This is a genomic window from Mesorhizobium denitrificans, from assembly GCF_003403035.1.
Taxonomy (GTDB): Bacteria; Pseudomonadota; Alphaproteobacteria; order Rhizobiales; family Rhizobiaceae; genus Mesorhizobium_G; species Mesorhizobium_G denitrificans.
This window is the reverse complement of the sequence record NZ_QURN01000016.1, coordinates 1-20,187: the sequence shown is the minus strand read 5'-3', so window position 1 is coordinate 20,187 and position 20,187 is coordinate 1. Positions and strand designations below refer to the sequence as shown.

Sequence of the window (20,187 nt, the reverse complement as noted above, 5' to 3'; positions counted from 1 at the left end):
GCCGCACCCACGAGGGCGCTCTTTCGTAGTTTCACGATCATGCGAATAAGCTCGCCCGAAGCAAACAATCGCGCAACGGACTAGCTTTCAATTGTGGCGGAAAACGCATGACAGCCGAATGCTTCATCCGCCGGGCGTCCAGGCGTCGTAATCGCCTGTGACTTGTGGACGATGGCCGGTGCCCAGAATCGAGCCTTTCGGGCGATATGCCTCCGGCGTTCCGGTCAGGTTCGGCAAATGCGGCTTTTGCCACTCGCGTGGCGTGTAGGTTTCATCGACGGGCGGAATATCAACGCGGTGATGAATCCAGCCATGCCAACCGGGAGGAATGCGCGATGCTTCGGAAACGCCGTTATAGATCACCCAACGACGCGTACGACCTTCGGAATCCTTGCCGCCTTCGTAGTAGACATTGCCTTGAGAATCCTCACCCACCTTGGTGCCGAAGCGCCAAGTGTGGAAACGTGTGTTCAAGGTCTGTCCGTTCCACCATGTGAAGAACTGGGTGAAGAAGGTTTTCATCGCTTTCCCCGGCCTATTATAAGCCTCTCCGCCTTATGACTTTGCGCGCACGTTCTTGCAAGCGCTTAGCGCAGATTCAGCACTCCCATCTCGCCGCAGTTGACCAGCAAATTGCCATGTTTTCCAGCCAAGGGCGGCAAATGGCTCAGAATCAAATATTTCCAGCATCTTTGGCTAATGCTCTAGCGGGTCTTGCGCTGACAGCGGCACTGGCGGGATGCGCGGGCGGTCCGGCGGGTGAAAGCTATAGCGGCCCAACCTCCCTGCCCGAGATCCGTGCGCAAAACGGATTGTCGCCACTTAGCAGCGATGCCGAACTGACCAAGGCGGCAGCGTATCAGGCTGCGAGCATGGCGAAATCCGGCGCTATGAACCACACGACCAGAGCGGGCGGGTCATTTGGCAAACGGATGGCGGGTGTTGAGACTGGTGGCGGCGCAGCGGAGAACATCGCTTACGGCGCACTTGGTACGGACGAATTGTTTCGCCGCTGGATGAATTCGCCACCACACCGGCGCAACATCCTCAACGCGACATACACACGATATGGGCTGGCCTCAGCGCCCGCAGCGGATGGAAAGCGCCGCTATTGGGCGCTCGTGCTCGCGCGATAAACACCGCCAGGCGGATGAGGGGTAATAATCCCCAACGCTAAAGGGTCTACTCCAGCCCGAGCCTGGCCTTGACCAGATCGTTGACCGCCTGCGGATTGGCTTTTCCGCCGGTCGCCTTCATGACCTGACCGACGAACCAGCCAGCAAGCGTTGGCTTGGCGCGCGCCTGCTCGACCTTGTCAGGATTGGCAGCGATGACCTCATCAACGGCCTTCTCAATCGCGCCGGTATCAGTGACCTGCTTCATGCCGCGCGATTCGACCAACTCTTTCGGATCGCCACCTTCATTCCACACGATCTCGAAGAGGTCTTTCGCGATCTTGCCGGATATTGTTCCCTCCTTGATCAGATCGACAATCGCGCCGAGCTGATCAGGGGAAATCGGTGATTCCTCAATGGGTTTGCCTGCCTTGTTCAAGCCACCCATCAGATCATTTATAACCCAGTTTGCGGCCAGCTTACCATCACGGCTAACGGCAACCTTCTCGAAATAGTCGGCAATCGCCTTTTCGGAAACAAGCACCGAGGCGTCATAAGCAGACAGACCAAGATCACTGACGAGGCGAGACTTCTTGTCGTCTGGAAGCTCCGGCAGATCCTTGCCCAGCGCATCGACGTAAGCCTGATCAAATTCAAGCGGCAGAAGGTCGGGGTCGGGGAAATAACGGTAGTCGTGTGCTTCTTCCTTTGAGCGCATCGACCGCGTTTCGCCCTTGTTTGGGTCAAAAAGCCGGGTTTCCTGATCGATGGAGCCGCCATCTTCCAGAATGCCAATCTGGCGACGGGCCTCATATTCGATAGCCTGACCGACAAAACGAATAGAATTGACATTCTTGATTTCGCAGCGCGTTCCGAATGCACCGCCCGGCTTGCGCACGGAGACGTTGACGTCTGCGCGCATGGAGCCCTCGTCCATATTGCCGTCGCAGGTGCCGAGATAGCGCACGATGGTGCGCAGCTTCGTGAGATAGGCTTTTGCTTCGTCGGACGAGCGCATATCCGGCTTGGATACGATTTCCATCAACGCCACGCCGGAACGGTTGAGGTCAACGTAGGACATGGTCGGATGCTGGTCGTGCATCGACTTGCCCGCGTCCTGTTCGAGATGCAGACGCTCCACGCCAACCTCGATATCCTCAAAGTTGCCCTTGGAATCGGGTCCTACAGACACGGTTACGGTGCCCTCGCCGACGATTGGCTGCTTGAACTGCGAAATCTGATAGCCCTGCGGCAAATCGGGATAAAAATAGTTCTTCCGGTCGAAAACGGATTTCAGATTGATCTGAGCGCGCAGGCCCAAACCCGTGCGGATAGCCTGACGAACGCATTCCTCATTGATGACCGGCAACATGCCCGGCATAGCCGCATCGACAAGGCTCACATTGTTGTTCGGCGCAGCACCGAACTCGGTAGAGGCCCCCGAAAACAGCTTGGAATTGGATGTGATTTGAGCATGAACCTCCATGCCAATGACAACCTCCCAATCGCCAGTGGCGCCGGAGATGAATCGCTTCGGATCGGGCGTGCGGGTATCGACGATGCTCATGTCAGTCCAGTTCGCGAATATCTGTCGGGAAAAATCCCAGATTTCGCTAGAACAATCGCCGCTCCGTTGCAACCTTTGCCGTCACGTTATGCGGTCGCGATGTAGTTCCGAATCTGCTCGGCTTCGCGCTCCACGTCTTCGATACGGCGTTTCACAACGTCTCCGATTGAAACAATGCCATCCAGCATGCCGTTTTTCTCGACGGGAAGATGCCGGAATCGACCGCGTGTCATGATCTCCATAACGTCGTTTATCGTATGGTTTTCATTGCAGATATTGACCTTCGGGGTCATCACTTCGCGAACCGTTTGATTAAGGGCGGCCGCCCCCGATTTCGCAATGGAGCGCACGATATCACGCTCGGAAAGTATGCCTACGATTTTGCGATCGCCATTGGTTATGACCAGCGCACCAACGCGATGTTCGGCAAGAACGCGCACGGCTTCAGACAGTTTGTCGTTCGGCCCAAGCGTCAAAACCTGGTGGCCTTTTTCCTCCAGAATCGATTTGACCGTCATCCCTTCCTCCCTATCCGGTACTCGGGCGGGACGATCGCCCGGCATTACACATGGTGCGCCGTGAATGATGGTTTTTCAAGTGCTTGGCAATTGCCTCTCAACAGGTCGATCAAAAAGACCCAGCAGCAGAAATCCGGCTAAAAAGCCGCCGATATGCGCTTCCCATGCAATGCTGCCGGACACGCCGGGTGCGCCGAGCAATCCCACCAGCAGATTGCCGCCCATCCAGATGACAATGAAGACCAAAACCGGCGGAGAGCGCAAAGATATGAAAAGCGGCAGTAAGGGCCCGGCATAGGCCGGCGCACTGGAAAAGCGGTTGACCCTGAACATATAGCGCGCCGTTGCGGCCATCATGCCCGCAATAGCGCCCGATGCGCCGACAAGCGGCACATATTCGGTTGAATGAACGAGGTAATGCAAACCCGCAGCAGCAGCGCCGCAGACGAGCCAGAAAAGCAGGAAGCGAACCCAGCCGATGCGGTTTGCCAGAGGGGTTCCAACAGCCGCCAACCACACCATATTGACCGCCAGATGCGCGAAACCGCCATGGAGAAAGGCGTAGGTGATCGGTGTCGTGAACGCATAGATGTCAATCATATACTGCCCTGAATAGCGCATCGGGATGAATGCCGTAGCGATGAGGAACGCATTATCCTGCTCAGGAGTCAGCACGTAAGACTGGACGAGTTGGACCGCGACGCAGATCGCTATCAAAACGATGATGATCGTAGGCAGATTAAGGATCGGCTCTCGAACTGCCGGGGCCGGTCGCACGCGCTGTTCGCTCATGTTTAATCTTTCCGCCGAATCCAAATGGCAATCGGTGTCACATTGCTGACGGCACAGGGAACGATCAAGGCCGCATGAAAAAAATAAAGCCGCTCAAGACTTTGCTTGAACGGCTTCCGAGAAGAATTCCCAGAAAGTGACTGGAAAGCTGCATACAAAAATCAGTTGCCGCCATGATGCCGATTGGCGTCCGGGTACGCAATATAAACCATCTGTTAACCCTAATAATCCCCTTCGGTGAACAAGAAAGTTTGCTGCTGGCACGCAACATGCTCCGGGAAGGTAGAAAGGGGCACGTACCGCTGATTCTGGGACAAGCGTAGCAAATACGCGGCGGAGTGTGACGAAATGAAACAAGACGCATCAGTAGAGCTGTTTCACTATTGGAACCGCTTACGCGAGGGCAGACCCGCGCCAAAGCGCACGGAGGTCGAACCTGCGGAAATAAAGAGCTTGCTGGCCGATACGTTCATTCTGGAGAGGGACACCAGAGGTGAAGCCGTATTTCGTCTGGCAGGAACGCGCCTTTGCGCAGCTTACGGCCGCGAACTGAAGGGATTTTCATTCGCGTCACTGTGGCGCACACGCGACCAGCGGCTGCTCAAGCGTATCCTCGATACGATCTTCACGGAAAACACGGTCGTTGTTGTTTCGTATGACGGCATCAGCGCTTCAAACCGCTCGCTGGCGTTTGAACTGGTTATTCTACCGCTCGACAGCAGCAATGAGAGTGCGCGCGGTTTGGGGCTGATAACGGCCTGCGAACGGGCCTACTGGTTGGGCGCTGACCCGATTATCGACGCAAATGTGACTTCCGTGCAGGTTTTTGATCCCTCGCGGGAACCGCTGGCACTGAAGTCGGAACATCAAATCGTACTTGATGACAGATCTTCAGATGCCGCGTTGGAGCATGAGGTTAAAATCGAAGAAAAAGCGCCTAGCGCAATAGCAAAACGTGTTCGCCATTTGCTCGTCCTGGACGGCGGGCGCACCGAATAACTGCCAAGCATTAAACCAAGCTGTATTGGTTACAATTACGCGTTATTAACGTATTTAACCGTACTGTGAAGCTGCGTGCGCGATTGAGACCGGGCGGGTTATGCGGCGTGTTGGCAGGTTGTAATGTCGTCCACATCGTTGGGAACATATGCCCCATATGAGCGACGCGCCTTCGAGCGTGTACGTGTGAAGTTGCATGGCCGGTTCATGCTGGAAGATCGCTCGGAACATAATTGCTATGTCTACGATATGTCCCCTGGCAATATCGCGTTGCTTGCTAGCCGCATAGGTGAGCCAGGCGAAAAAGTTATCGCTTATCTGGATCATGTTGGTCGTATCGAGGGCGTGGTTACGCGCACCTTTGAAGACGGTTTTGCAATGACCGTAATTGCAAGTGAGCGAAAACGCGAAAAGCTTTCCGCTCAACTTACATGGCTGGCGAACCGCCAGGATCTGGGCTTGCCGGAGGACCGCCGGCATGAGCGCGTTGCGCCCCGCAATCCTTTCAGTGCTCTGCACATGGAAGACGGTCGCACCTATGAGTGCCGGATCATCGATCTGTCGCTTTCCGGTGCGGGTATCGAAATCGACGTTCGTCCGGCACTAGGCTCGCAAGTTGTGCTCGGCACAATGCGTGGAACGGTCGTGCGCCATTTCGAAGAAGGCATCGCAATCGAGTTCTCCGCCGTGCAGGAGCAGGATACGCTCGACTCGCAGTTTGCCGATGCGGAACAACCCGCAGCTTAAACACCCCTTATCATTGTAGATATTCGGTTTGGCTCGAGCCAAGCAGATCGACCTGCAATCTTATGGTTAAATATTCCCCATCATTTGAATCCAATTATAATTTCTTTTGTTTCTCTTTATTTTTTCTGTTCTTTCACCGCTCCAGATACATTTAAAATTGCTTCGATATATTTTGCTGTGGATAAATTTAATCGTGCAATCGTCTCTCGCATTGGGGAGACGAAGCAATGCGGACAAGTTGTTGGATGGCGATTGCCATCCTGACGAATGCTGTCGCGGGGATGCCGTCGCACGCTTTTGCGATGCAACTCTCGATGACGACTGGTGGCCGCACCACGCAGCCAATCGGCCACTATGAATTCTGCAAAAAGCTTCCCGCTGAATGCACGCCGCGTGGAATTCCCGCAGGCCCAGCCAAGATGAACCGGTCTTTGCTGCTGAAGATCGATGCTGTCAATTCCGCAGTGAACGCCGCCATTACGCCAAAGACCGACATGGAAGTTTGGGGCAAGGACGAGGTTTGGTCATTCCCAAATGGTGTAGGCGATTGCGAAGACTATGTGCTTGAAAAGCGCAAACTGCTGATCGCGGCGGGCGTTTCGCCGTCCAATACGCTGATCACAGTGGTGCGCCAACCGAATGGCGAAGGACATGCCGTGCTAACCGTGCGAACCACCGCGGGCGACTATGTCCTCGACAATCTCGAATCCGGCGTGCGCCGCTGGGACGAGACGGTCTACACGTATCTGAAGCGTCAATCTGAAAAGAATCCCGGCCAATGGCTGTCCATAACGGACGGCCGCGCGGATGCCGTGGCCAGCGTCCGCTAGAGCAGGAGCGAGAAACCCGGTCGAATCCCCACCCTCCCCGTCCCCCAAACGACCGGGCTCAAGGAGCCGGCCCATGTCCCAGGGCCGGCTCCACTCATTTGAGGGGGCTAAATACGCCTCAACTCGTCTCGGAAGCGCTTTGCGTTGGCCGCGTAGTTTCTTGCGGAAGCTCGCAAACCTTCGATCGCCTTTTCATCAAGCTCGCGAACCGCTTTCGCAGGTGACCCTATGATGAGGGAGCCATCGGGGAAGCTTTTGCCTTCAGTGACCAGCGCGCCCGCGCCGACGAGACAGTTATTGCCGATGCGCGCGCCGTTGAGAACAATCGCGCCCATTCCAATCAGCGTATTGTTGCCGATGGTGCAACCATGCAGCAAAGCGCGATGGCCGATGGTGCAGCCCTGGCCCACAGTGACCGGAAAACCCGGATCAGTGTGGACTATGGCATGTTCCTGAAGATTGGTGTCGTCGCCAATTTCGATAAGCTCGTTATCACCACGCAGCACTGCGCCGAACCAGACGCCGACATTTATACCGAGCGTAACCGTGCCGATGACGGTTGCGTCAGGCGCAATCCAAACAGAATCGCCAAAGCTCGGCGACCGCGCGCCCAGATTATATGCAGTCATGCTTCCTCCAATCTTACGGTCGCACCGCCAAGGCAACCAGATGGAGCATCGCAATCGCGAGAGAGCATGTCCACACCAATGCAGTGGAAATGCACGCGATCAGAAAACCGGTTGAAACATTGCGCTCGCTCCACGCCTTCATGGCCTCAATAGCCAGCGTGCAGGGTCCGGATAACTTACGAAGTTGAGCGTCGGATTGTGCGGCGAACGAACGCAACAGCACAGTGCGCATTGAGAGAACGCGCCTCACCTTTCCGACAGCGATGATCGCCTGCGATGCAAAAGAGATGTTCGTTAGGGACTGCATCTTTACGATCCATTTACCATGAAGGCGCAACTGTTATGGGTGTTGTGGCAATTGCCGTGCCAGTTTTGACTGTATCGTCATGGCACACGAAGAATGCACGGAGTGGCAAATGGCGTCAGCGGTTTTAGCCGGGGAAACACGGCGTAGCTCCATGGGCGTGCTGCGCGCCTCAGCTATTCTCTGCGTGGGTGTGGTCGCTTTGTCTGCTGCAATCAGCGGGGCAGGAAAATGGCTGGGCCACACGATAGCGCTCGGCGGCCACTCCGACGACCAGACCGTGCATGAAATCGTTATCGGAAATGACGTGGTTGCGGTGCCGGCCAATGCGATCCGATTCGAGAAGGATCGACACAGCGGCACAGCGGAGCGGCTCGATGTTTATCTGAGCTGGCCCGATCTTGAGGGATATTCCAAGGAAAAGAGCGATCTGTTCAACCACACCGGCAAGGATGGGAGTCTGATCTTTCTCACCTTTGAGCCGCGGATGATGTCTCGTGACATGAGCGGGCGCTTCGAGCCGATTTATCGCCAACTGATCGAGCAACCCGGCCTGCCTGGCCCCGGCGACACGACGCTTTACAAATTCACGGCGAAATCGGGCTATATGGATGAAGAACTGGCCGTTGCCGGACGGACTGGCCAAACGCCTTTTGTGGCACGCTGCCTGACTGACGATGAATCGCGGCAGTCGCTTGCGCAATGTCAGAGAGACGTTCTTCTAACGGACGGGCTGAGCCTGTCGTACCGCTTTCCGAAAACACTTCTTGCCAACTGGCAGGCAATGGAAAGTGCGGTGTTGGAGCGCGCCCGCTTCATGTTGAAAACGGGCGCACCAGCCTCAATTAACGGGTCCTGACCCTAGTTGAGGTCGATGTCGAGAATCGCCATCGAGAAGTTGTAGTCGCCCTCTTCCTCATCCTTGTAGACAAGGCCAAGAAACTCATCGCCCATGTAAACTTCGGCCGAGTCGTCCTTGCGGGGGCGCGCTTTAACCTGCAGGTGCGGGTTCTGGAACACACGCTTGAAGTAGGCTTCCAGCTTCCTGATTTCTTCCGGTTTCAAGGATAACCTCCGGGTCGGATTCGTATTGGACGCTGCTTCTGGCACGCGATTCCGGTCGAGTAAAGGCACAAGTCGGTGTGCCTCGCATCAACCGGACGCGGATGTCGCGATGAGGCTTAGATTTCGTACGTTATGAGATGGTCGAGCACCTGCGCGGGCAGCGTCTGGTCCATCTGCCGCGATGGCTGCTCGCAACCGGATTCGCCCACAATGCGCGCGGGGACACCGGCCACGGTCTTGTTGTGCGGAACGGACGCCAGCACGACGGAGCCTGCGGCGATTTTGGAACAATAGCCAACTTCGATATTGCCCAAAATTTTCGCGCCAGCGCCGATCAGCACGCCGTTGCGAATCTTGGGGTGGCGGTCGCCGCCCGCCTTGCCCGTGCCGCCAAGCGTGACGCCATGCAGGATCGAAACATTGTCTTCGATAACCGCAGTTTCGCCCACCACAAGGCCGGTCGCGTGGTCCACGAAAATACCTTTGCCGACACGTGCAGCCGGATTGATGTCGGTCTGGAAAACCGATGACGAACGGCTCTGCAGATAAAGCGCAAAGTCCTTGCGACCTTCATTCCATAGCCAATGCGCCAGCCGATGCGTCTGGATTGCATGAAAGCCCTTAAAATAAAGGACCGGCATTATGAAACGGTCGCAGGCGGGGTCACGGTCGTAATAGGCCTGAATGTCCACACGAACGATGTCGCTCCACTCCGGCCAGGCGCGCACCATCTCGTTATATGCCTGCGCGATAAGATCGGCGCTCAGGTCCGAATGGTCGAGACGCTGCGCAACGCGATGAATGACGGCCTGCTCCAGACTGTCCTGATTGAGAACGGTCGAATACAGGAACGCGGCCAACAGCGGATCGTTATCAACGGCCACCACCGCTTCTTCGCGGATTGCCTGCCAAATCGGATCGACGGGTTGGAGCTTGTTCGCTCTCGCCGCTGCTTTAGACATTTCCATTTTCCGCTCGTCTGATTGCGCTGCAACTTATATTGCGCGGGGTAGTCGCGCACAATATGGCGATTACGCTGGATATAGAACACAATTCTTCTGAATCCAGGTTTAAGCGAATGCAACATGCCGGGAGCGCGCGAATGCAGAATGGTGAAGGCTTGATAGCGGGCGTTGAAGGTGTGATCGGTGAAATTCGCATCGACCGCCCTACCCGCAAGAACGCCATCACGCTGGCTATGTGGCAGAAAATTCCCGAATTGATTGAGCAATTGAGCGCAAATGCGCGTGTAATCGTGCTGAGTGGCGCAAAGCCTGACTTCTCGGCAGGTGCAGACATAAGTGAGTTTGACACCGAGCGGGGCGATGCGCGAAGCGCCCGAAACTATGAGAATGCCAATGCGCGCGCATTTGCGGCCATTCGCAATTCCCCCGTGCCGATTATAGCTGCGATACGCGGAATTTGTTTCGGCGGAGGTTTTGGGCTGGCCGCCGCTGCCGATTTGCGCATCGCAACGCCCGGTGCACGCTTCGCGGTGCCTGCGGCGCGCCTTGGGTTGGCGTATCCGACGGAAGCGATGCACGACATCGTCGACAGTTGCGGACCGCAAGCGGCGCGCTATCTGACTATGTCCGGCGCGACGATCGACGCGAACGAAGCGCTTACGCATGGATTTCTGCTCGAAATCGTAGAGGCCGAGAATTTCGACGGGCGCGTTCGGGAAATGGCGCAACGCATTGCGGAGAACGCGCCGCTTTCGATCAAAGCTTCGCGGCTGGCCATTCGGGCAGCGTTGCGAGGCGACAAGGAATTGCGCAGCCGCGCGCAGGACGCCGGCGACGAGACATTTTTAAGTGCGGACTATGCCGAGGGTCGCGCGGCGTTCAAGGAGAAGCGCGCGCCGCGTTTTGCAGGGAGATAGCGCTCTAAATCAGCGGATGTTCGGCCAGAAAATCCAGCACGCGCGTCTTGAACGTCTTATCGCCGACGGCCAGCATATGATCCCTGCCCTCAATGTCGAAAGCCACGGCATTCGGCATGATTGCGGCCAGTTCTTCACCTGATCCCGCAATATCATCTTTCGTGCCAACGGCGATCAATGTCGGCTGAGTGATACGTGCCACCTGATCTTCAGTCAGCAACGCGCGCGAGGTGGTGATACATGCCGCGAGCGCGCGGCGGTCACTCTTGGTTTGGTCCGCAAAGGCACGGAAAGACCGGGCACGTCCGTGCTTCGTCTGCGACGGGTCTTCCGCCAACAAGGCGGTGGCGATCGGATCCCAATCGCCGACGCCATCTACCATTCCAATGCCAAGACCGCCAAAAACCAACGTTGCCACTCGTTGAGGTTCTGCAAGCGCCATGAAGGCGGAAATGCGCGAACCCATCGAATAACCCATGACATGCGCTGTTTCGATTCCCAGATGATCCAGCAGCGCTACGGCATCGCTCGCCATTTTCTCAGGCGTGTAGACCGCAGGATCATAGCTCTTCGATGTTTCGCCGTGACCGCGATTGTCAAAGGCGATCGGTCTGTAACCCGCCTCGGCAAGCGTTTTCATCCAGCCAGGAGAAATCCAGTTGGTGAAATGGTTGGAAGCAAAGCCGTGAATCAGCAGGACGGGCTCGGCAGCGCCGCGCTCCGGCTTGCGGTCTACATAGGCAAAATCGAAGCCATCATGCTGAAAATGCTGCATTTACTTATTGAACCATACCGATAAGAGGATGCGCGACCTGATCGCCGGGGTCGATGCCCAGACGCTTTGCCGTGCCTTGATTCAATTCGAGCACATATTTTACGGGCTCGCTGGGCGAAATTGGAGCTTCGGAAAACGGCGTGCCGGGCAACACGGCACGAACCTTGCCGCGTTCATCGATAAAGACGAGATCAAGCGGCAGGATCGTGTTCTTCATCCAGAAAGCGAGCGGCTGCTGTTGCTGAAATACGAACAGCATGCCGTGATCTGCCGCCATTTCCTTGCGAAACATCAGGCCGCGGGATCGTTCGGCGCCTTCATCCGCTACCTCAATAGCGAACTTGGCCTCTGTGGCACCGGTTTCGATGACGAGCGGCGCGGGATCGACTGGCAAAACCATTGCCTCCTGCGCCCATGCAGCAGCGAACGGCAGAAGCAACAGAGAAAAGACAAGCGCGCTTGAATACGACCGAATTTTCCTGAAAGGCATTCTCAATCTCCCTGCCGATCAGTGCGAGACCGGCAAGGTTCCTATATCAGGATGAATTTCGGCTGCCATAAGGCCTTTATCGCCGCGCCCAAAGCGGACAAGCACGACCTGACCAGGCCGCAGCTCGGCCACGCCATAGCGGCGCAGCGTTTCCATGTGCACGAAAATGTCTTCCGTTCCTTCGCCGCGCGTCAGGAAACCGAAGCCCTTGGTGCGGTTGAACCACTTGACCAATGCACGCTCCAAGCCGCTTTCCGGCGTTACCGAAACGTGCAGGCGCGGCTCAGCTTGCTCCGCCGGATGTGCGGCAGTGCTGTTGTCCATCGATATAACGCGAAATGCCTGCAGGCCACGCTCGCCGCGCTTTACGAGGCAAACAATGCGCGCGCCTTCCAGCGCAGTCTGGAAGCCATCCCGGCGCAAACAGGTGACATGCAACAAGACATCGCCCAAGGCGCGCTCGTCCGGCATGATGAAGCCATAACCCTTCGCAACGTCAAACCATTTGATGACGCCAGAAACTTCCTGAAGGTCTACACTCTGGTCTTCGCTGTCCTGCCACAAGCCGTCTTGCGCAGACTCACCTTGCCCCGGCGGCGAGGTTTTGTCCCCCATCTCGCAGCACCTTTCCGAAACGCGTGACTGATTCTTAACGTCAATTAAACGCAGCGTAGCCCGCCTTGCGCAAGTGGCGCAGGGCATGTTTCCAGTTGTTTGCACGCCGAACCCACACGCTATGGTTAACGTGGCGACCGAGCGTGACGTTGCAGCAACAGTTCCGCTCACCTAAAGTCCCGCACACAATTGAAGGAACACAAATGCGCTATCTGCATACAATGGTTCGCGTGCGCGATATTGACCAATCGCTCGACTTTTATTGCGGCAATCTCGGTATGACGGAGGTTCGGCGAACAGAAAGCGAAAAAGGGCGTTTTACGCTCATTTTTCTGGCGGCACCCGACGATGAACAGAGCGGGCGCGACGCAAAAGCCCCTCTTTTGGAGCTAACCTACAATTGGGATACCGAAGATTATCAAGGCGGGCGCAATTTCGGCCACCTAGCCTATGAGGTAGACAATATTTATGACACCTGCCAGCGCCTGATGGATTCCGGCGTCACCATCAATCGGTCGCCGCGTGACGGTCACATGGCGTTCGTCCGCAGCCCTGACGGCATCTCGATTGAACTGCTGCAAAAGGGGCAAGCGCTGAGTGCCGCCGAGCCTTGGGCATCCATGCCCAACACCGGAAGCTGGTGATTGCGATAAAGGTATTATTGCCAAGCAGCAGCGCAACGAATAGGGCTGCTGCGAAATATGACAGGCGCGATCTATTAGCCAGCGCAGCCAGCCGGGAGACTATTAGATGAGGGACGTGCTGAAGGAACTCGAACGCCGTCGCGACGAGGCACGCGCTGGCGGCGGAGCAGCAAGAATCGACGCACAGCACAAGCGTGGCAAGCTGACGGCGCGCGAACGCATCGACATATTCCTCGACGAAAACTCATTCGAAGAATTCGACATGTATGTCGAACACCGCTCAACCGATTTCGGCATGGAAAAGTCGAAGGTGCCGGGCGACGGCGTTGTGACCGGCTGGGGAACCGTCAACGGGCGCACGGTTTTCGTGTTCGCGAAGGATTTCACCGTTTTTGGGGGTTCGCTTTCCGAAGCGCACGCCGAAAAGGTCGTAAAGATACAGGAAATGGCGCTGCGCAACCGCGCGCCGATCATCGGCATTTATGATGCGGGCGGCGCGCGCATTCAGGAAGGCGTGGCAGCGCTCGGTGGGTATGCCGAGATTTTCCAGCGCAACGTTCTGGCGTCCGGCGTGATTCCGCAGATTTCCGTGATTATGGGACCGTGCGCGGGCGGCGATGTCTATTCGCCTGCCATGACTGACTTTATCTTTATGGTGCGCGACACGTCCTACATGTTCGTGACCGGCCCGGATGTCGTGAAAACCGTGACCAACGAAACCGTGACCTCCGAGGAGCTTGGCGGCGCAAAGGTGCACACGACGAAGTCTTCCATCGCGGACGGCGCCTATGACAACGACGTCGAGACGCTGCTGCAAATGCGCAGGCTGATCGACCTGCTGCCGTCCTCAAACACTGCCGAAATTCCCGAAATCGAGTGTTTCCAGACTGTTTCCGAGCATGACCTTTCGCTGGATCGACTGGTGCCCGACAATGCGAACAAGCCCTACGATATTAAAGAACTTATCCTGAAGACTATCGATGAAGGCGACTTCTTCGAGATTCAGGAATCGTTTGCGCGAAATATTGTTACGGGCTTTGGCCGCGTTGAGGGGCGCACGGTTGGCTTCGTTGCCAATCAGCCGATGGTGCTGGCAGGCGTGCTGGATTCGGATGCGTCGCGCAAAGCGGCACGTTTCGTGCGTTTCTGCGACTGCTTCAACATTCCGATTGTCACCTTCGTTGACGTCCCCGGCTTCCTGCCCGGCACGGCGCAGGAATATGGCGGGCTGATCAAGCACGGCGCCAAGCTGTTGTTCGCCTATGCCGAGGCAACAGTGCCGAAAGTCACGGTTATTACCCGCAAAGCTTATGGCGGCGCTTATGACGTCATGGCGTCCAAGCACCTGCGCGGTGACGTGAACTATGCATGGCCGAGCGCACAAATCGCGGTTATGGGCGCGAAGGGCGCCGTCGAGATCATCTACCGCAAAGACATTGGTGATGCGGAAAAGATTGCCGCCCACACCAAGGCCTATGAAGATCGTTTCCTGTCGCCATTCGTGGCAGCCGAGCGCGGCTTTATTGACGAGGTGATCATGCCGCACTCGACCCGCAGGCGGATTGCGCGCGCGCTCCGGATGCTCCGCAACAAGGATCTGACAAATCCCTGGAAGAAGCACGACAATATCCCGTTGTGATATTTGCGGGCGCTGGTCGTCAGCGCCCTGAACGCCTGAGGTTCTGGGCGTCTATAGTTCCGGAACCAGGTGCTCGAAGTCGATTGTAGGCAGGCCCATGATCTCGGAAAACGCATCGAGGTCGACATAAAAGCTGTTGGTGAGCGCGGTTAGCCATTCGTCAAACGGAGTGCCACTTTCCGCGAGCTTCAGAACCGCCTGCGCGATCTGAGCTTTCGATGTCAACCGCGTTTTAAGCTGCTCGTCGTTGACCGACATTGCCGAATCCATGAATATAATTTTATATATTCTAATGCTCTTCAGCCAATAAGTCTACGATTTCAGCAAGCTCGCCCAGATCCGCAATACGATGATAGTGCGGGTTGTCGCTTGGCTCGTCAGCGTGCTCCAGTTCCCAACTGATTTCGTGAGGAACCAGCACGCCAAACCCACCAGCTTCGATTGCCGGCACGACATCGGACTTCAAGGAATTGCCCACCATCAGCGCGCGCTCCGCGCCATCGCCATGCAACCGGAATATCCGCTCGTAGGTTTGCCGGTTCTTGTCGCTGACGATTTCGACGCCATCGAACAGTTCGCCCAAACCCGATTGAGCGAGCTTGCGCTCCTGATGGAAGAGATCGCCTTTCGTGATGAGCACCAGTCTATAGCGGCCGGCGAGCGCTTCGACCGCTTCACGTGCATAAGGCAAGGGTTCGATTGGATGGGAGAGCATGTCGCGGCCCATCGCGACAATGTCCGCGATGACACTGGCTTGCACCCTACCCTCACTGACATCGACGGCGGTTTCGATCATCGACAAGGTGAAGCCTTTGATGCCGAAGCCATAATGTCCGAGATTTCGGCGCTCCGCTTCGAGCAGGCGGCGGCGCAAATCTCCCGGCTCGACATAGTCGGCCAGTAATTCCGCAAGACGGTCTTCTGTCGAGCGATAAAAGGTAAAGTTTTCCCAGAGCGTGTCGTCCGCATCAAAGCCGACCGTTGTGATGCGACGCGCCAATTTACCGAACGCCATCCAGCGTTTCGCGAACGACAGTCGCAAGCTGCTTCAGTGTAAAGGGCTTGGGCAGGAAGCCGAATTGCGCGTCTTCGGGCAAGTTCTTTGCGAATGCGTCTTCCGCATAGCCGGACACGAACACGAATTTCACATCAGGCCGAATCTTGCGAACTTCACCGAGCAGCGTCGGGCCGTCCATTTCGGGCATAACCACGTCCGACACGATTATATCGACCGAGTTGCCCAGCTCCCTGAATATGTCCAGCGCCTCCACACCGGAAGACGCCTCATGGACGGTGTAGCCACGCGAGGTAAGCAAGCGGACGCCGCTCATGCGGACGCCGTCTTCATCCTCGACCAAAAGGACTGTTTCGGAACCTGACAGATCCCGCGCGGCTTCCGGCAAACGCTGGATCGACGCCTGGCCTTCGGTGGCGCCTGACTGCTCCGCAACGGGCTCGACCTTCGGCACATAGCGAGGCAGGAAAATGCGGAACACCGTTCCCTTGCCAACCTCGGAGTCGCAGAAGATCGAACCACCGGATTGTTTGATGATGCCGTAAACTGTGGACAGGCCGAGGCCGGTACCCTTGCCCACGTCTTTCGTTGTGAAGAACGGCTCGAAAATCTTCTCTTTGACATCTTGCGGAATGCCAGAACCGGTGTCCTCAAATTCGATCAGTGCATAATCGATGGATGGCAATTCACGATAGCCGAATGCCGGGGTTTCTTCGGCGGGCACGTTGCGCGTGCGGATCAAGATTTCGCCGCCATCCGGCATCGCGTCACGCGCGTTTGCGGCAAGGTTCACGATCACCTGCTCAAGCTGCCCGATGTCGGCGTTGATCTGCCATAGGTCGCGGCCATGATCGATGGACAGCTTGACCTCGTTGCCCACGAGACGCGTCAGCAACATCCGAAGATCTGCCAGCACATCTGTCAGGTTCAACACTTCAGCGCGCAAGGTCTGCTTGCGCGAGTAGGCCAGCAATTGTCGGACAAGCGAGGCGGCGCGATTGGCGTTTTGCTTGATCTGCATGATGTCGGGGAATGAAGGGTCCGACGGCTTGTGGTTCATCAACAACTGGTCCGACGCCATCATGATGACGGTCAGAACGTTGTTGAAGTCGTGCGCTATGCCGCCAGCAAAGCGACCGACGGCCTGCATCTTTTGCGTCTGCGCCATCTGATTTTCGAGCGCTTTTTGCTCCGTCGTATCGACGGCGTAGACAATGGCCGCTTCTTCCGCGCCGTCACCTGAGCCTTCGTCGGCAATCGCGTTTACATAAACGCGAACGTGACGCTCTTCGTCGTTCGGGAAAACCGTGTCGATTGGCGCGATTTTGGCCTGCCGTTCGCGCGCCTTTGCGAGTGCATCGGCAAGCGCCGGACGGTCGCGCACGTGTACGATATTTTCAAGTCGAACGCGGCGCTCCAGCGCGTCGCTGTCCACCAGCGACGAGAACAGAGAGAGGAATGGCGCGTTGGTGCGAAGGATTCGGCCTTCCTTGTCAACGCCGGCGATTGCCATTGGTGTTGAATTGAAGAAGCGCGTGAATCGAACTTCGGCGGCGCGCAACTCGGCTGAGGCATCTTCGCCCTGCGTGCGGTTAAGCACAATGGTGCGCGATGGGCCGCCAACGCCGCCCTTGCTCGCCGAAACGCGATGCATGAAGCGCACGGGCAAGCCCTTGCCGGTAGAGGTAAGCAGATCAAGATCAAACACGGCATTACGCGTTGAACCGGGTTCTGCCTTGACGGACCGGACCAGAGCCATGCCATCGCCAGCGACAATATCCTGTAGGCGGATCGACCCCGGCGAAAAACCGGCAAGGTCGATGCCGAGCCAGCCCGCCAGAGTGGCGTTCATATAGGAAATGCGGCCAGCCTGATCAGTCGAGAAGAACCCGGCAGGCGCCTGGTCCAGATGATCAATTGCTTTTTGAAGGTCGAGGAAGAAGCGTTCCTGCTCCTCACGCTCACGAGAAATATCGGCCAGCTCCCACACCGCTTGCGGCGCACGATGGCCGGGGACTTTCAGATTTCGCGCCTTTATGCGGTACCAATGCGCGCCGGGGTCACTGCCCGGACGAACCGCTTGCGACAGCCGCACCTCGCCCTCTCCCGGTTTGCCATCGCTGATGCCGTTTGCCAATCTTACGACGGTGGCAGACGCCTCCGGTATGTCTATGAGCAAGCTTTCGATGGTCTTGGCATCGGCTGCGGTCGAAGCGCCGGTCATTTCTGCATAGGCGCTGTTGACGTAAACGATTCGGCCCTTCTGGTCGGTGACGACCACGCCCTGCTCAAGCGAATCCAGAAACGCTTTGGACAGATCATCGCTGGCTGTGCGCGGCAGAAAATGCACGAATCCGATGGCTGCGGCGAAGAGAAAGCCAACGCCGATCATCGCCAAAACGCCAAGCAAACCAAGCAGGAACGGGTCGCCGAGCTGCCTGCGGAAGAGCGAAAAGAAGACTGCAGCGCCGGTCAGCACGATCATCAAAATGATGAGGCGCGTGATCGCGCTCGGTCGACCGCTGCGGTCTACCAAGGGTGCTGGATTGGCATCAGTGCGTGTTTCGCTCGGCATGCGGCTCAATTGGTCGTGCGAATAAGTTGAATCACATATTATTTTGCAGGCCCATGCCTATATGAAAAAAGCCAGTGAATAAATCACGGCTTTGCAATTGCCGCACCTCTTTCCCGGCTTTTCCTTCTCCCGCTTCTTCTATCCGAACTTGCGAGGCCCGGCATGTTTGCTCTAGTGTCCGAAATGCGGCGTGCGGGTTCTTTTGTGTTGGGGTTTGCAAATGTCTGTGTGGATCGACAGAATCGTCGGCGCCGAAAATGCTCCCGTGGCGTTTTGGGTGATTGTCGCCTGCGCCGTTCTGATTGCGCTTTATCTAATTTATTTACTCATCAAACGTTTTCGCTCCGGCACCTATGTGGCCGGTGGACGCAACCGCAAAGCACGCCTCGCAATTATGGATGCGACCGCAGTCGACACACACCGCCGGCTGGTGCTGGTACGTCGCGATGATGTGGAGCATCTGCTGCTGATTGGTGGTCATAGCGACATTGTTGTTGAGCGCGACATACGAGTTCACGGCACAGCGAAGCGACCAACGATGGTGGGCGAAGCTGCACACAGCGCAGAGGCACCCGTCGCACCGCCACGCACGCAGAATGTTCGCACAGAGCCGGTACATGCGCCTGTAGCGCACCCGCCGGTGCCGCACCGCGAGCCTTTGCCGCCCGCGCGACCAGCAGCGCCAAGGCAAACCGTGCAAATTCAGCAGCGTCCAGTACCGGCACCGCCGCCCGCTCGCAACGCCGATGAACTTGATAGCGATCTGCTCAAAGAGCTGGAAACAGCGCTCGACAATGAGGATGTTCAACCTCAGCCGCAACCAAGCAAAGGCAAATCTTCGCTCGACGAAGAAATGGCGAAACTGCTGGGCGAGCTTTCAAGCCATAAACGGTGATCAGAGGTCATCCGTAGTTATGAGGCGGCAGTGACTCGCGGCAGGAACCGACTGGCACGCAGCGCTGCTTAGCACCATGTCTGAATTATCGAGGTTTTCGACGAGCTTGGTGAATTTGCGCGTGCCGATGTCAACCCATGAGATATCGCTGGCGTCAGTCGCTTTCATCCTGTCGACTATTATCCCGCTTACGCCCATTTCCTGCAGATAGGATCTCAGATTTTTCTCAATGGCCTGATTCATCTGCGTCACAATCTGGGTTTTTCCCTTTTTGCGCGAGACGATTTTCTTGGAGAGGATTTTCTTCTTGCCGCCGACCATCTTGTATTTGGTTTTGTAGACGATGTCCGTGGATGTAATCGTCGTCGTCACCTGATGGACGCCGATGAAAGCGCTCGGCGCAGCATAACGATGTGCGCCGCCGGCCAGAACAAGCGGACAGGCAGAATTGCAAAAAGCATTGATAAGCGGGCGACCAAAATATTTGGCGCCGCGACCGCGATTTGTCTGACAATTCTTTTCGGAAGGTTGGCAGCCGATAAATTCGGTCGTGCCTACCAGCACATCGATCCCGCGCTTGCGGATCGCACGACCGATAGCCATCGCCGCATTTATATCGCCACCGGGCGAGTTGATCACGACGGGGAGCCTGCGCTTGCCCAGCCCTTTGAGCGTTTCGCGGAACTTGTCATCCGAGGTGCTTGTGATTTCGCCCTCGGCGGAGATCCATTCAGTGCAGAGTGGCTCACAGCCTGCTTCCACCGACCGAACGACAACAAATCTCATTTCATCGAATTGCGCGAATGCAGGCGAGGAACCGAGCACCAGTCCGACAATGGAAGCGCATGGCAATGCGCGCAAACACGAGAACAAGAAAACGCCCCTATAACACTGTCGCCACACTAACCCCGCTTATGAGCAAAGAGGGAAAAGTATGCGGCGGTCAAACAAAAAAGGCGGCTTTTCAGCCGCCTTTTCGGTGCTTCTTTGAAAGAAGGTTACTCGATGATGCTTGCGACGACGCCAGCGCCGACGGTGCGACCGCCTTCGCGGATAGCGAAGCGCAGCTTCTCTTCCATGGCGACCGGCAC

At 56.6% G+C, this 20,187-nt stretch carries 25 protein-coding genes; 9 read left to right on the top strand and 16 right to left on the bottom strand.

The features are described 5' to 3' along the window. Positions 1-123: 123 nt before the first annotated feature. A complete protein-coding gene (locus DY251_RS17925; RefSeq protein WP_116625289.1) occupies positions 124-522 on the bottom strand; it encodes an NADH:ubiquinone oxidoreductase subunit NDUFA12 in 399 nt (132 codons plus the stop codon). Between the two features lie 170 nt (positions 523-692). Here DY251_RS17925 and DY251_RS17920 point away from each other — a divergent pair, with 170 nt between their 5' ends. Continuing rightward, complete coding sequence (locus tag DY251_RS17920) at positions 693-1,136, top strand: CAP domain-containing protein (RefSeq protein ID WP_158553276.1); 444 nt, start codon at positions 693-695, stop codon at positions 1,134-1,136. Between the two features lie 46 nt (positions 1,137-1,182). Here the strand turns inward: DY251_RS17920 and gatB are convergent, their stop codons facing one another. The 3 genes from gatB to DY251_RS17905 form a co-directional block, all read right to left on the bottom strand. Next, the gene (gene gatB / locus DY251_RS17915; protein WP_116625287.1) at positions 1,183-2,682 is read right to left on the bottom strand and encodes an Asp-tRNA(Asn)/Glu-tRNA(Gln) amidotransferase subunit GatB; all 1,500 of its coding nucleotides are present in this window, start codon (positions 2,680-2,682) and stop codon (positions 1,183-1,185) included. A gap of 86 nt (positions 2,683-2,768) precedes the next feature. After that, positions 2,769-3,200, bottom strand: coding sequence for a CBS domain-containing protein (locus tag DY251_RS17910; protein WP_116625286.1), 432 nt, complete (start codon positions 3,198-3,200; stop codon positions 2,769-2,771). Positions 3,201-3,275: 75 nt separating this feature from the next. Beyond that, the gene (locus tag DY251_RS17905) at positions 3,276-3,992 is read right to left on the bottom strand and encodes a rhomboid family intramembrane serine protease (RefSeq protein WP_116625285.1); all 717 of its coding nucleotides are present in this window, start codon (positions 3,990-3,992) and stop codon (positions 3,276-3,278) included. Between the two features lie 348 nt (positions 3,993-4,340). On the opposite strand from DY251_RS17905, the gene DY251_RS17900 reads away from it, so the two are divergent. The 3 genes from DY251_RS17900 to DY251_RS17890 all read left to right on the top strand — a co-directional run bounded on the left by DY251_RS17900 (position 4,341) and on the right by DY251_RS17890 (position 6,568). Beyond that, positions 4,341-4,991, top strand: coding sequence for a PAS domain-containing protein (locus DY251_RS17900; protein WP_116625284.1), 651 nt, complete (start codon positions 4,341-4,343; stop codon positions 4,989-4,991). Between the two features lie 123 nt (positions 4,992-5,114). Further along, positions 5,115-5,738: a PilZ domain-containing protein gene (locus DY251_RS17895; RefSeq protein ID WP_116625283.1), complete on the top strand. Its 624-nt coding sequence runs from the start codon at positions 5,115-5,117 to the stop codon at positions 5,736-5,738. 227 nt (positions 5,739-5,965) lie between these two features. Beyond that, complete coding sequence (locus DY251_RS17890) at positions 5,966-6,568, top strand: transglutaminase-like cysteine peptidase (RefSeq protein WP_116625282.1); 603 nt, start codon at positions 5,966-5,968, stop codon at positions 6,566-6,568. A gap of 107 nt (positions 6,569-6,675) precedes the next feature. Here DY251_RS17890 and DY251_RS17885 read toward each other — a convergent pair whose 3' ends face one another. Continuing rightward, a complete protein-coding gene (locus DY251_RS17885) occupies positions 6,676-7,197 on the bottom strand; it encodes a gamma carbonic anhydrase family protein (RefSeq protein WP_116625281.1) in 522 nt (173 codons plus the stop codon). A 13-nt stretch (positions 7,198-7,210) separates the two neighbouring features. After that, positions 7,211-7,504: a hypothetical protein gene (locus DY251_RS17880; RefSeq protein ID WP_137113838.1), complete on the bottom strand. Its 294-nt coding sequence runs from the start codon at positions 7,502-7,504 to the stop codon at positions 7,211-7,213. A 109-nt stretch (positions 7,505-7,613) separates the two neighbouring features. Here DY251_RS17880 and DY251_RS17875 point away from each other — a divergent pair, with 109 nt between their 5' ends. Further along, the gene (locus tag DY251_RS17875) at positions 7,614-8,360 is read left to right on the top strand and encodes a hypothetical protein (protein WP_137113837.1); all 747 of its coding nucleotides are present in this window, start codon (positions 7,614-7,616) and stop codon (positions 8,358-8,360) included. A gap of 2 nt (positions 8,361-8,362) precedes the next feature. Here DY251_RS17875 and DY251_RS17870 read toward each other — a convergent pair whose 3' ends face one another. Continuing rightward, positions 8,363-8,566 carry a DUF3126 family protein gene (locus DY251_RS17870; protein ID WP_116625278.1) on the bottom strand — a complete coding sequence of 68 codons (204 nt, stop codon included), beginning with the start codon at positions 8,564-8,566 and terminating at the stop codon, positions 8,363-8,365. 116 nt (positions 8,567-8,682) lie between these two features. Next, positions 8,683-9,528 carry a serine O-acetyltransferase gene (cysE, locus tag DY251_RS17865; RefSeq protein ID WP_116625360.1) on the bottom strand — a complete coding sequence of 282 codons (846 nt, stop codon included), beginning with the start codon at positions 9,526-9,528 and terminating at the stop codon, positions 8,683-8,685. A 140-nt stretch (positions 9,529-9,668) separates the two neighbouring features. Between cysE and DY251_RS17860 the strand changes: the two genes are divergently transcribed. Then, entirely contained in the window at positions 9,669-10,448 is a 780-nt protein-coding gene (locus tag DY251_RS17860; protein ID WP_116625359.1) for an enoyl-CoA hydratase-related protein, read from the top strand. 4 nt (positions 10,449-10,452) lie between these two features. Here DY251_RS17860 and DY251_RS17855 read toward each other — a convergent pair whose 3' ends face one another. From DY251_RS17855 to DY251_RS17845, 3 genes are read right to left on the bottom strand one after another with little or no spacing between them, the layout of a single operon-like run. Then, positions 10,453-11,223, bottom strand: a complete 771-nt coding sequence (locus DY251_RS17855) for an alpha/beta fold hydrolase (RefSeq protein WP_116625277.1) — start codon at positions 11,221-11,223, stop codon at positions 10,453-10,455. A gap of 4 nt (positions 11,224-11,227) precedes the next feature. Next, the gene (locus tag DY251_RS17850) at positions 11,228-11,713 is read right to left on the bottom strand and encodes a DUF192 domain-containing protein (protein WP_116625276.1); all 486 of its coding nucleotides are present in this window, start codon (positions 11,711-11,713) and stop codon (positions 11,228-11,230) included. Positions 11,714-11,731: 18 nt separating this feature from the next. Further along, on the bottom strand, positions 11,732-12,328 hold the full coding sequence (locus tag DY251_RS17845; RefSeq protein ID WP_116625275.1) for a cold-shock protein: 597 nt from the start codon (positions 12,326-12,328) through the stop codon (positions 11,732-11,734). Between the two features lie 203 nt (positions 12,329-12,531). Here DY251_RS17845 and gloA point away from each other — a divergent pair, with 203 nt between their 5' ends. Further along, positions 12,532-12,972, top strand: coding sequence for a lactoylglutathione lyase (gloA, locus tag DY251_RS17840; protein ID WP_116625274.1), 441 nt, complete (start codon positions 12,532-12,534; stop codon positions 12,970-12,972). Positions 12,973-13,078: 106 nt separating this feature from the next. Continuing rightward, positions 13,079-14,611 carry an acyl-CoA carboxylase subunit beta gene (locus DY251_RS17835; protein ID WP_116625273.1) on the top strand — a complete coding sequence of 511 codons (1,533 nt, stop codon included), beginning with the start codon at positions 13,079-13,081 and terminating at the stop codon, positions 14,609-14,611. Positions 14,612-14,662: 51 nt separating this feature from the next. On the opposite strand, the gene DY251_RS17830 is transcribed toward DY251_RS17835, so the two are convergent. The 3 genes from DY251_RS17830 to cckA are packed head-to-tail and all read right to left on the bottom strand — an operon-like array spanning position 14,663 to position 18,201. Beyond that, positions 14,663-14,869, bottom strand: a complete 207-nt coding sequence (locus DY251_RS17830) for a hypothetical protein (protein ID WP_137113836.1) — start codon at positions 14,867-14,869, stop codon at positions 14,663-14,665. Positions 14,870-14,900: 31 nt separating this feature from the next. Beyond that, positions 14,901-15,626 carry an HAD family hydrolase gene (locus DY251_RS17825; RefSeq protein ID WP_116625271.1) on the bottom strand — a complete coding sequence of 242 codons (726 nt, stop codon included), beginning with the start codon at positions 15,624-15,626 and terminating at the stop codon, positions 14,901-14,903. Further along, complete coding sequence (cckA, locus tag DY251_RS17820; RefSeq protein ID WP_116625270.1) at positions 15,613-18,201, bottom strand: cell cycle histidine kinase CckA; 2,589 nt, start codon at positions 18,199-18,201, stop codon at positions 15,613-15,615. Before cckA ends, DY251_RS17825 begins: the two co-directional genes overlap by 14 nt. 220 nt (positions 18,202-18,421) lie before the next feature. On the opposite strand from cckA, the gene DY251_RS17815 reads away from it, so the two are divergent. After that, positions 18,422-19,096: a flagellar biosynthetic protein FliO gene (locus DY251_RS17815; RefSeq protein WP_116625269.1), complete on the top strand. Its 675-nt coding sequence runs from the start codon at positions 18,422-18,424 to the stop codon at positions 19,094-19,096. On the opposite strand, the gene DY251_RS17810 is transcribed toward DY251_RS17815, so the two are convergent. Together DY251_RS17810 and DY251_RS17805 are read right to left on the bottom strand one after the other, a co-directional pair. Further along, positions 19,097-19,882, bottom strand: coding sequence for a COG3904 family protein (locus DY251_RS17810; RefSeq protein WP_137113835.1), 786 nt, complete (start codon positions 19,880-19,882; stop codon positions 19,097-19,099). A gap of 212 nt (positions 19,883-20,094) precedes the next feature. Continuing rightward, positions 20,095-20,187, bottom strand: a 93-nt coding sequence (locus DY251_RS17805) for an EF-Tu C-terminal domain-related protein (protein ID WP_147307443.1), incomplete at its 5' end; no start/stop codon positions are given.

What these genes read in the sequence shown, in the direction of transcription:
- gatB (WP_116625287.1), bottom strand. Translation starts at nt 2,682, where the DNA reads ATGAGCATCGTCGATACCCGCACGCCCGATCCGAAGCGATTCATCTCC.
- DY251_RS17925 (WP_116625289.1), bottom strand. Translation starts at nt 522, where the DNA reads ATGAAAACCTTCTTCACCCAGTTCTTCACATGGTGGAACGGACAGACC.
- DY251_RS17890 (WP_116625282.1), top strand. Translation starts at nt 5,966, where the DNA reads ATGCGGACAAGTTGTTGGATGGCGATTGCCATCCTGACGAATGCTGTC.
- gloA (WP_116625274.1), top strand. Translation starts at nt 12,532, where the DNA reads ATGCGCTATCTGCATACAATGGTTCGCGTGCGCGATATTGACCAATCG.
- DY251_RS17900 (WP_116625284.1), top strand. Translation starts at nt 4,341, where the DNA reads ATGAAACAAGACGCATCAGTAGAGCTGTTTCACTATTGGAACCGCTTA.
- DY251_RS17885 (WP_116625281.1), bottom strand. Translation starts at nt 7,197, where the DNA reads ATGACTGCATATAATCTGGGCGCGCGGTCGCCGAGCTTTGGCGATTCT.
- DY251_RS17845 (WP_116625275.1), bottom strand. Translation starts at nt 12,328, where the DNA reads ATGGGGGACAAAACCTCGCCGCCGGGGCAAGGTGAGTCTGCGCAAGAC.
- DY251_RS17815 (WP_116625269.1), top strand. Translation starts at nt 18,422, where the DNA reads ATGTCTGTGTGGATCGACAGAATCGTCGGCGCCGAAAATGCTCCCGTG.
- DY251_RS17910 (WP_116625286.1), bottom strand. Translation starts at nt 3,200, where the DNA reads ATGACGGTCAAATCGATTCTGGAGGAAAAAGGCCACCAGGTTTTGACG.
- DY251_RS17835 (WP_116625273.1), top strand. Translation starts at nt 13,079, where the DNA reads ATGAGGGACGTGCTGAAGGAACTCGAACGCCGTCGCGACGAGGCACGC.
- DY251_RS17880 (WP_137113838.1), bottom strand. Translation starts at nt 7,504, where the DNA reads ATGCAGTCCCTAACGAACATCTCTTTTGCATCGCAGGCGATCATCGCT.
- DY251_RS17875 (WP_137113837.1), top strand. Translation starts at nt 7,614, where the DNA reads ATGGCGTCAGCGGTTTTAGCCGGGGAAACACGGCGTAGCTCCATGGGC.
- DY251_RS17905 (WP_116625285.1), bottom strand. Translation starts at nt 3,992, where the DNA reads ATGAGCGAACAGCGCGTGCGACCGGCCCCGGCAGTTCGAGAGCCGATC.
- DY251_RS17895 (WP_116625283.1), top strand. Translation starts at nt 5,115, where the DNA reads ATGTCGTCCACATCGTTGGGAACATATGCCCCATATGAGCGACGCGCC.
- DY251_RS17810 (WP_137113835.1), bottom strand. Translation starts at nt 19,882, where the DNA reads ATGAGATTTGTTGTCGTTCGGTCGGTGGAAGCAGGCTGTGAGCCACTC.
- cckA (WP_116625270.1), bottom strand. Translation starts at nt 18,201, where the DNA reads ATGCCGAGCGAAACACGCACTGATGCCAATCCAGCACCCTTGGTAGAC.
- DY251_RS17830 (WP_137113836.1), bottom strand. Translation starts at nt 14,869, where the DNA reads ATGTCGGTCAACGACGAGCAGCTTAAAACGCGGTTGACATCGAAAGCT.
- cysE (WP_116625360.1), bottom strand. Translation starts at nt 9,528, where the DNA reads ATGTCTAAAGCAGCGGCGAGAGCGAACAAGCTCCAACCCGTCGATCCG.
- DY251_RS17850 (WP_116625276.1), bottom strand. Translation starts at nt 11,713, where the DNA reads ATGCCTTTCAGGAAAATTCGGTCGTATTCAAGCGCGCTTGTCTTTTCT.
- DY251_RS17860 (WP_116625359.1), top strand. Translation starts at nt 9,669, where the DNA reads ATGCAGAATGGTGAAGGCTTGATAGCGGGCGTTGAAGGTGTGATCGGT.
- DY251_RS17825 (WP_116625271.1), bottom strand. Translation starts at nt 15,626, where the DNA reads ATGGCGTTCGGTAAATTGGCGCGTCGCATCACAACGGTCGGCTTTGAT.
- DY251_RS17855 (WP_116625277.1), bottom strand. Translation starts at nt 11,223, where the DNA reads ATGCAGCATTTTCAGCATGATGGCTTCGATTTTGCCTATGTAGACCGC.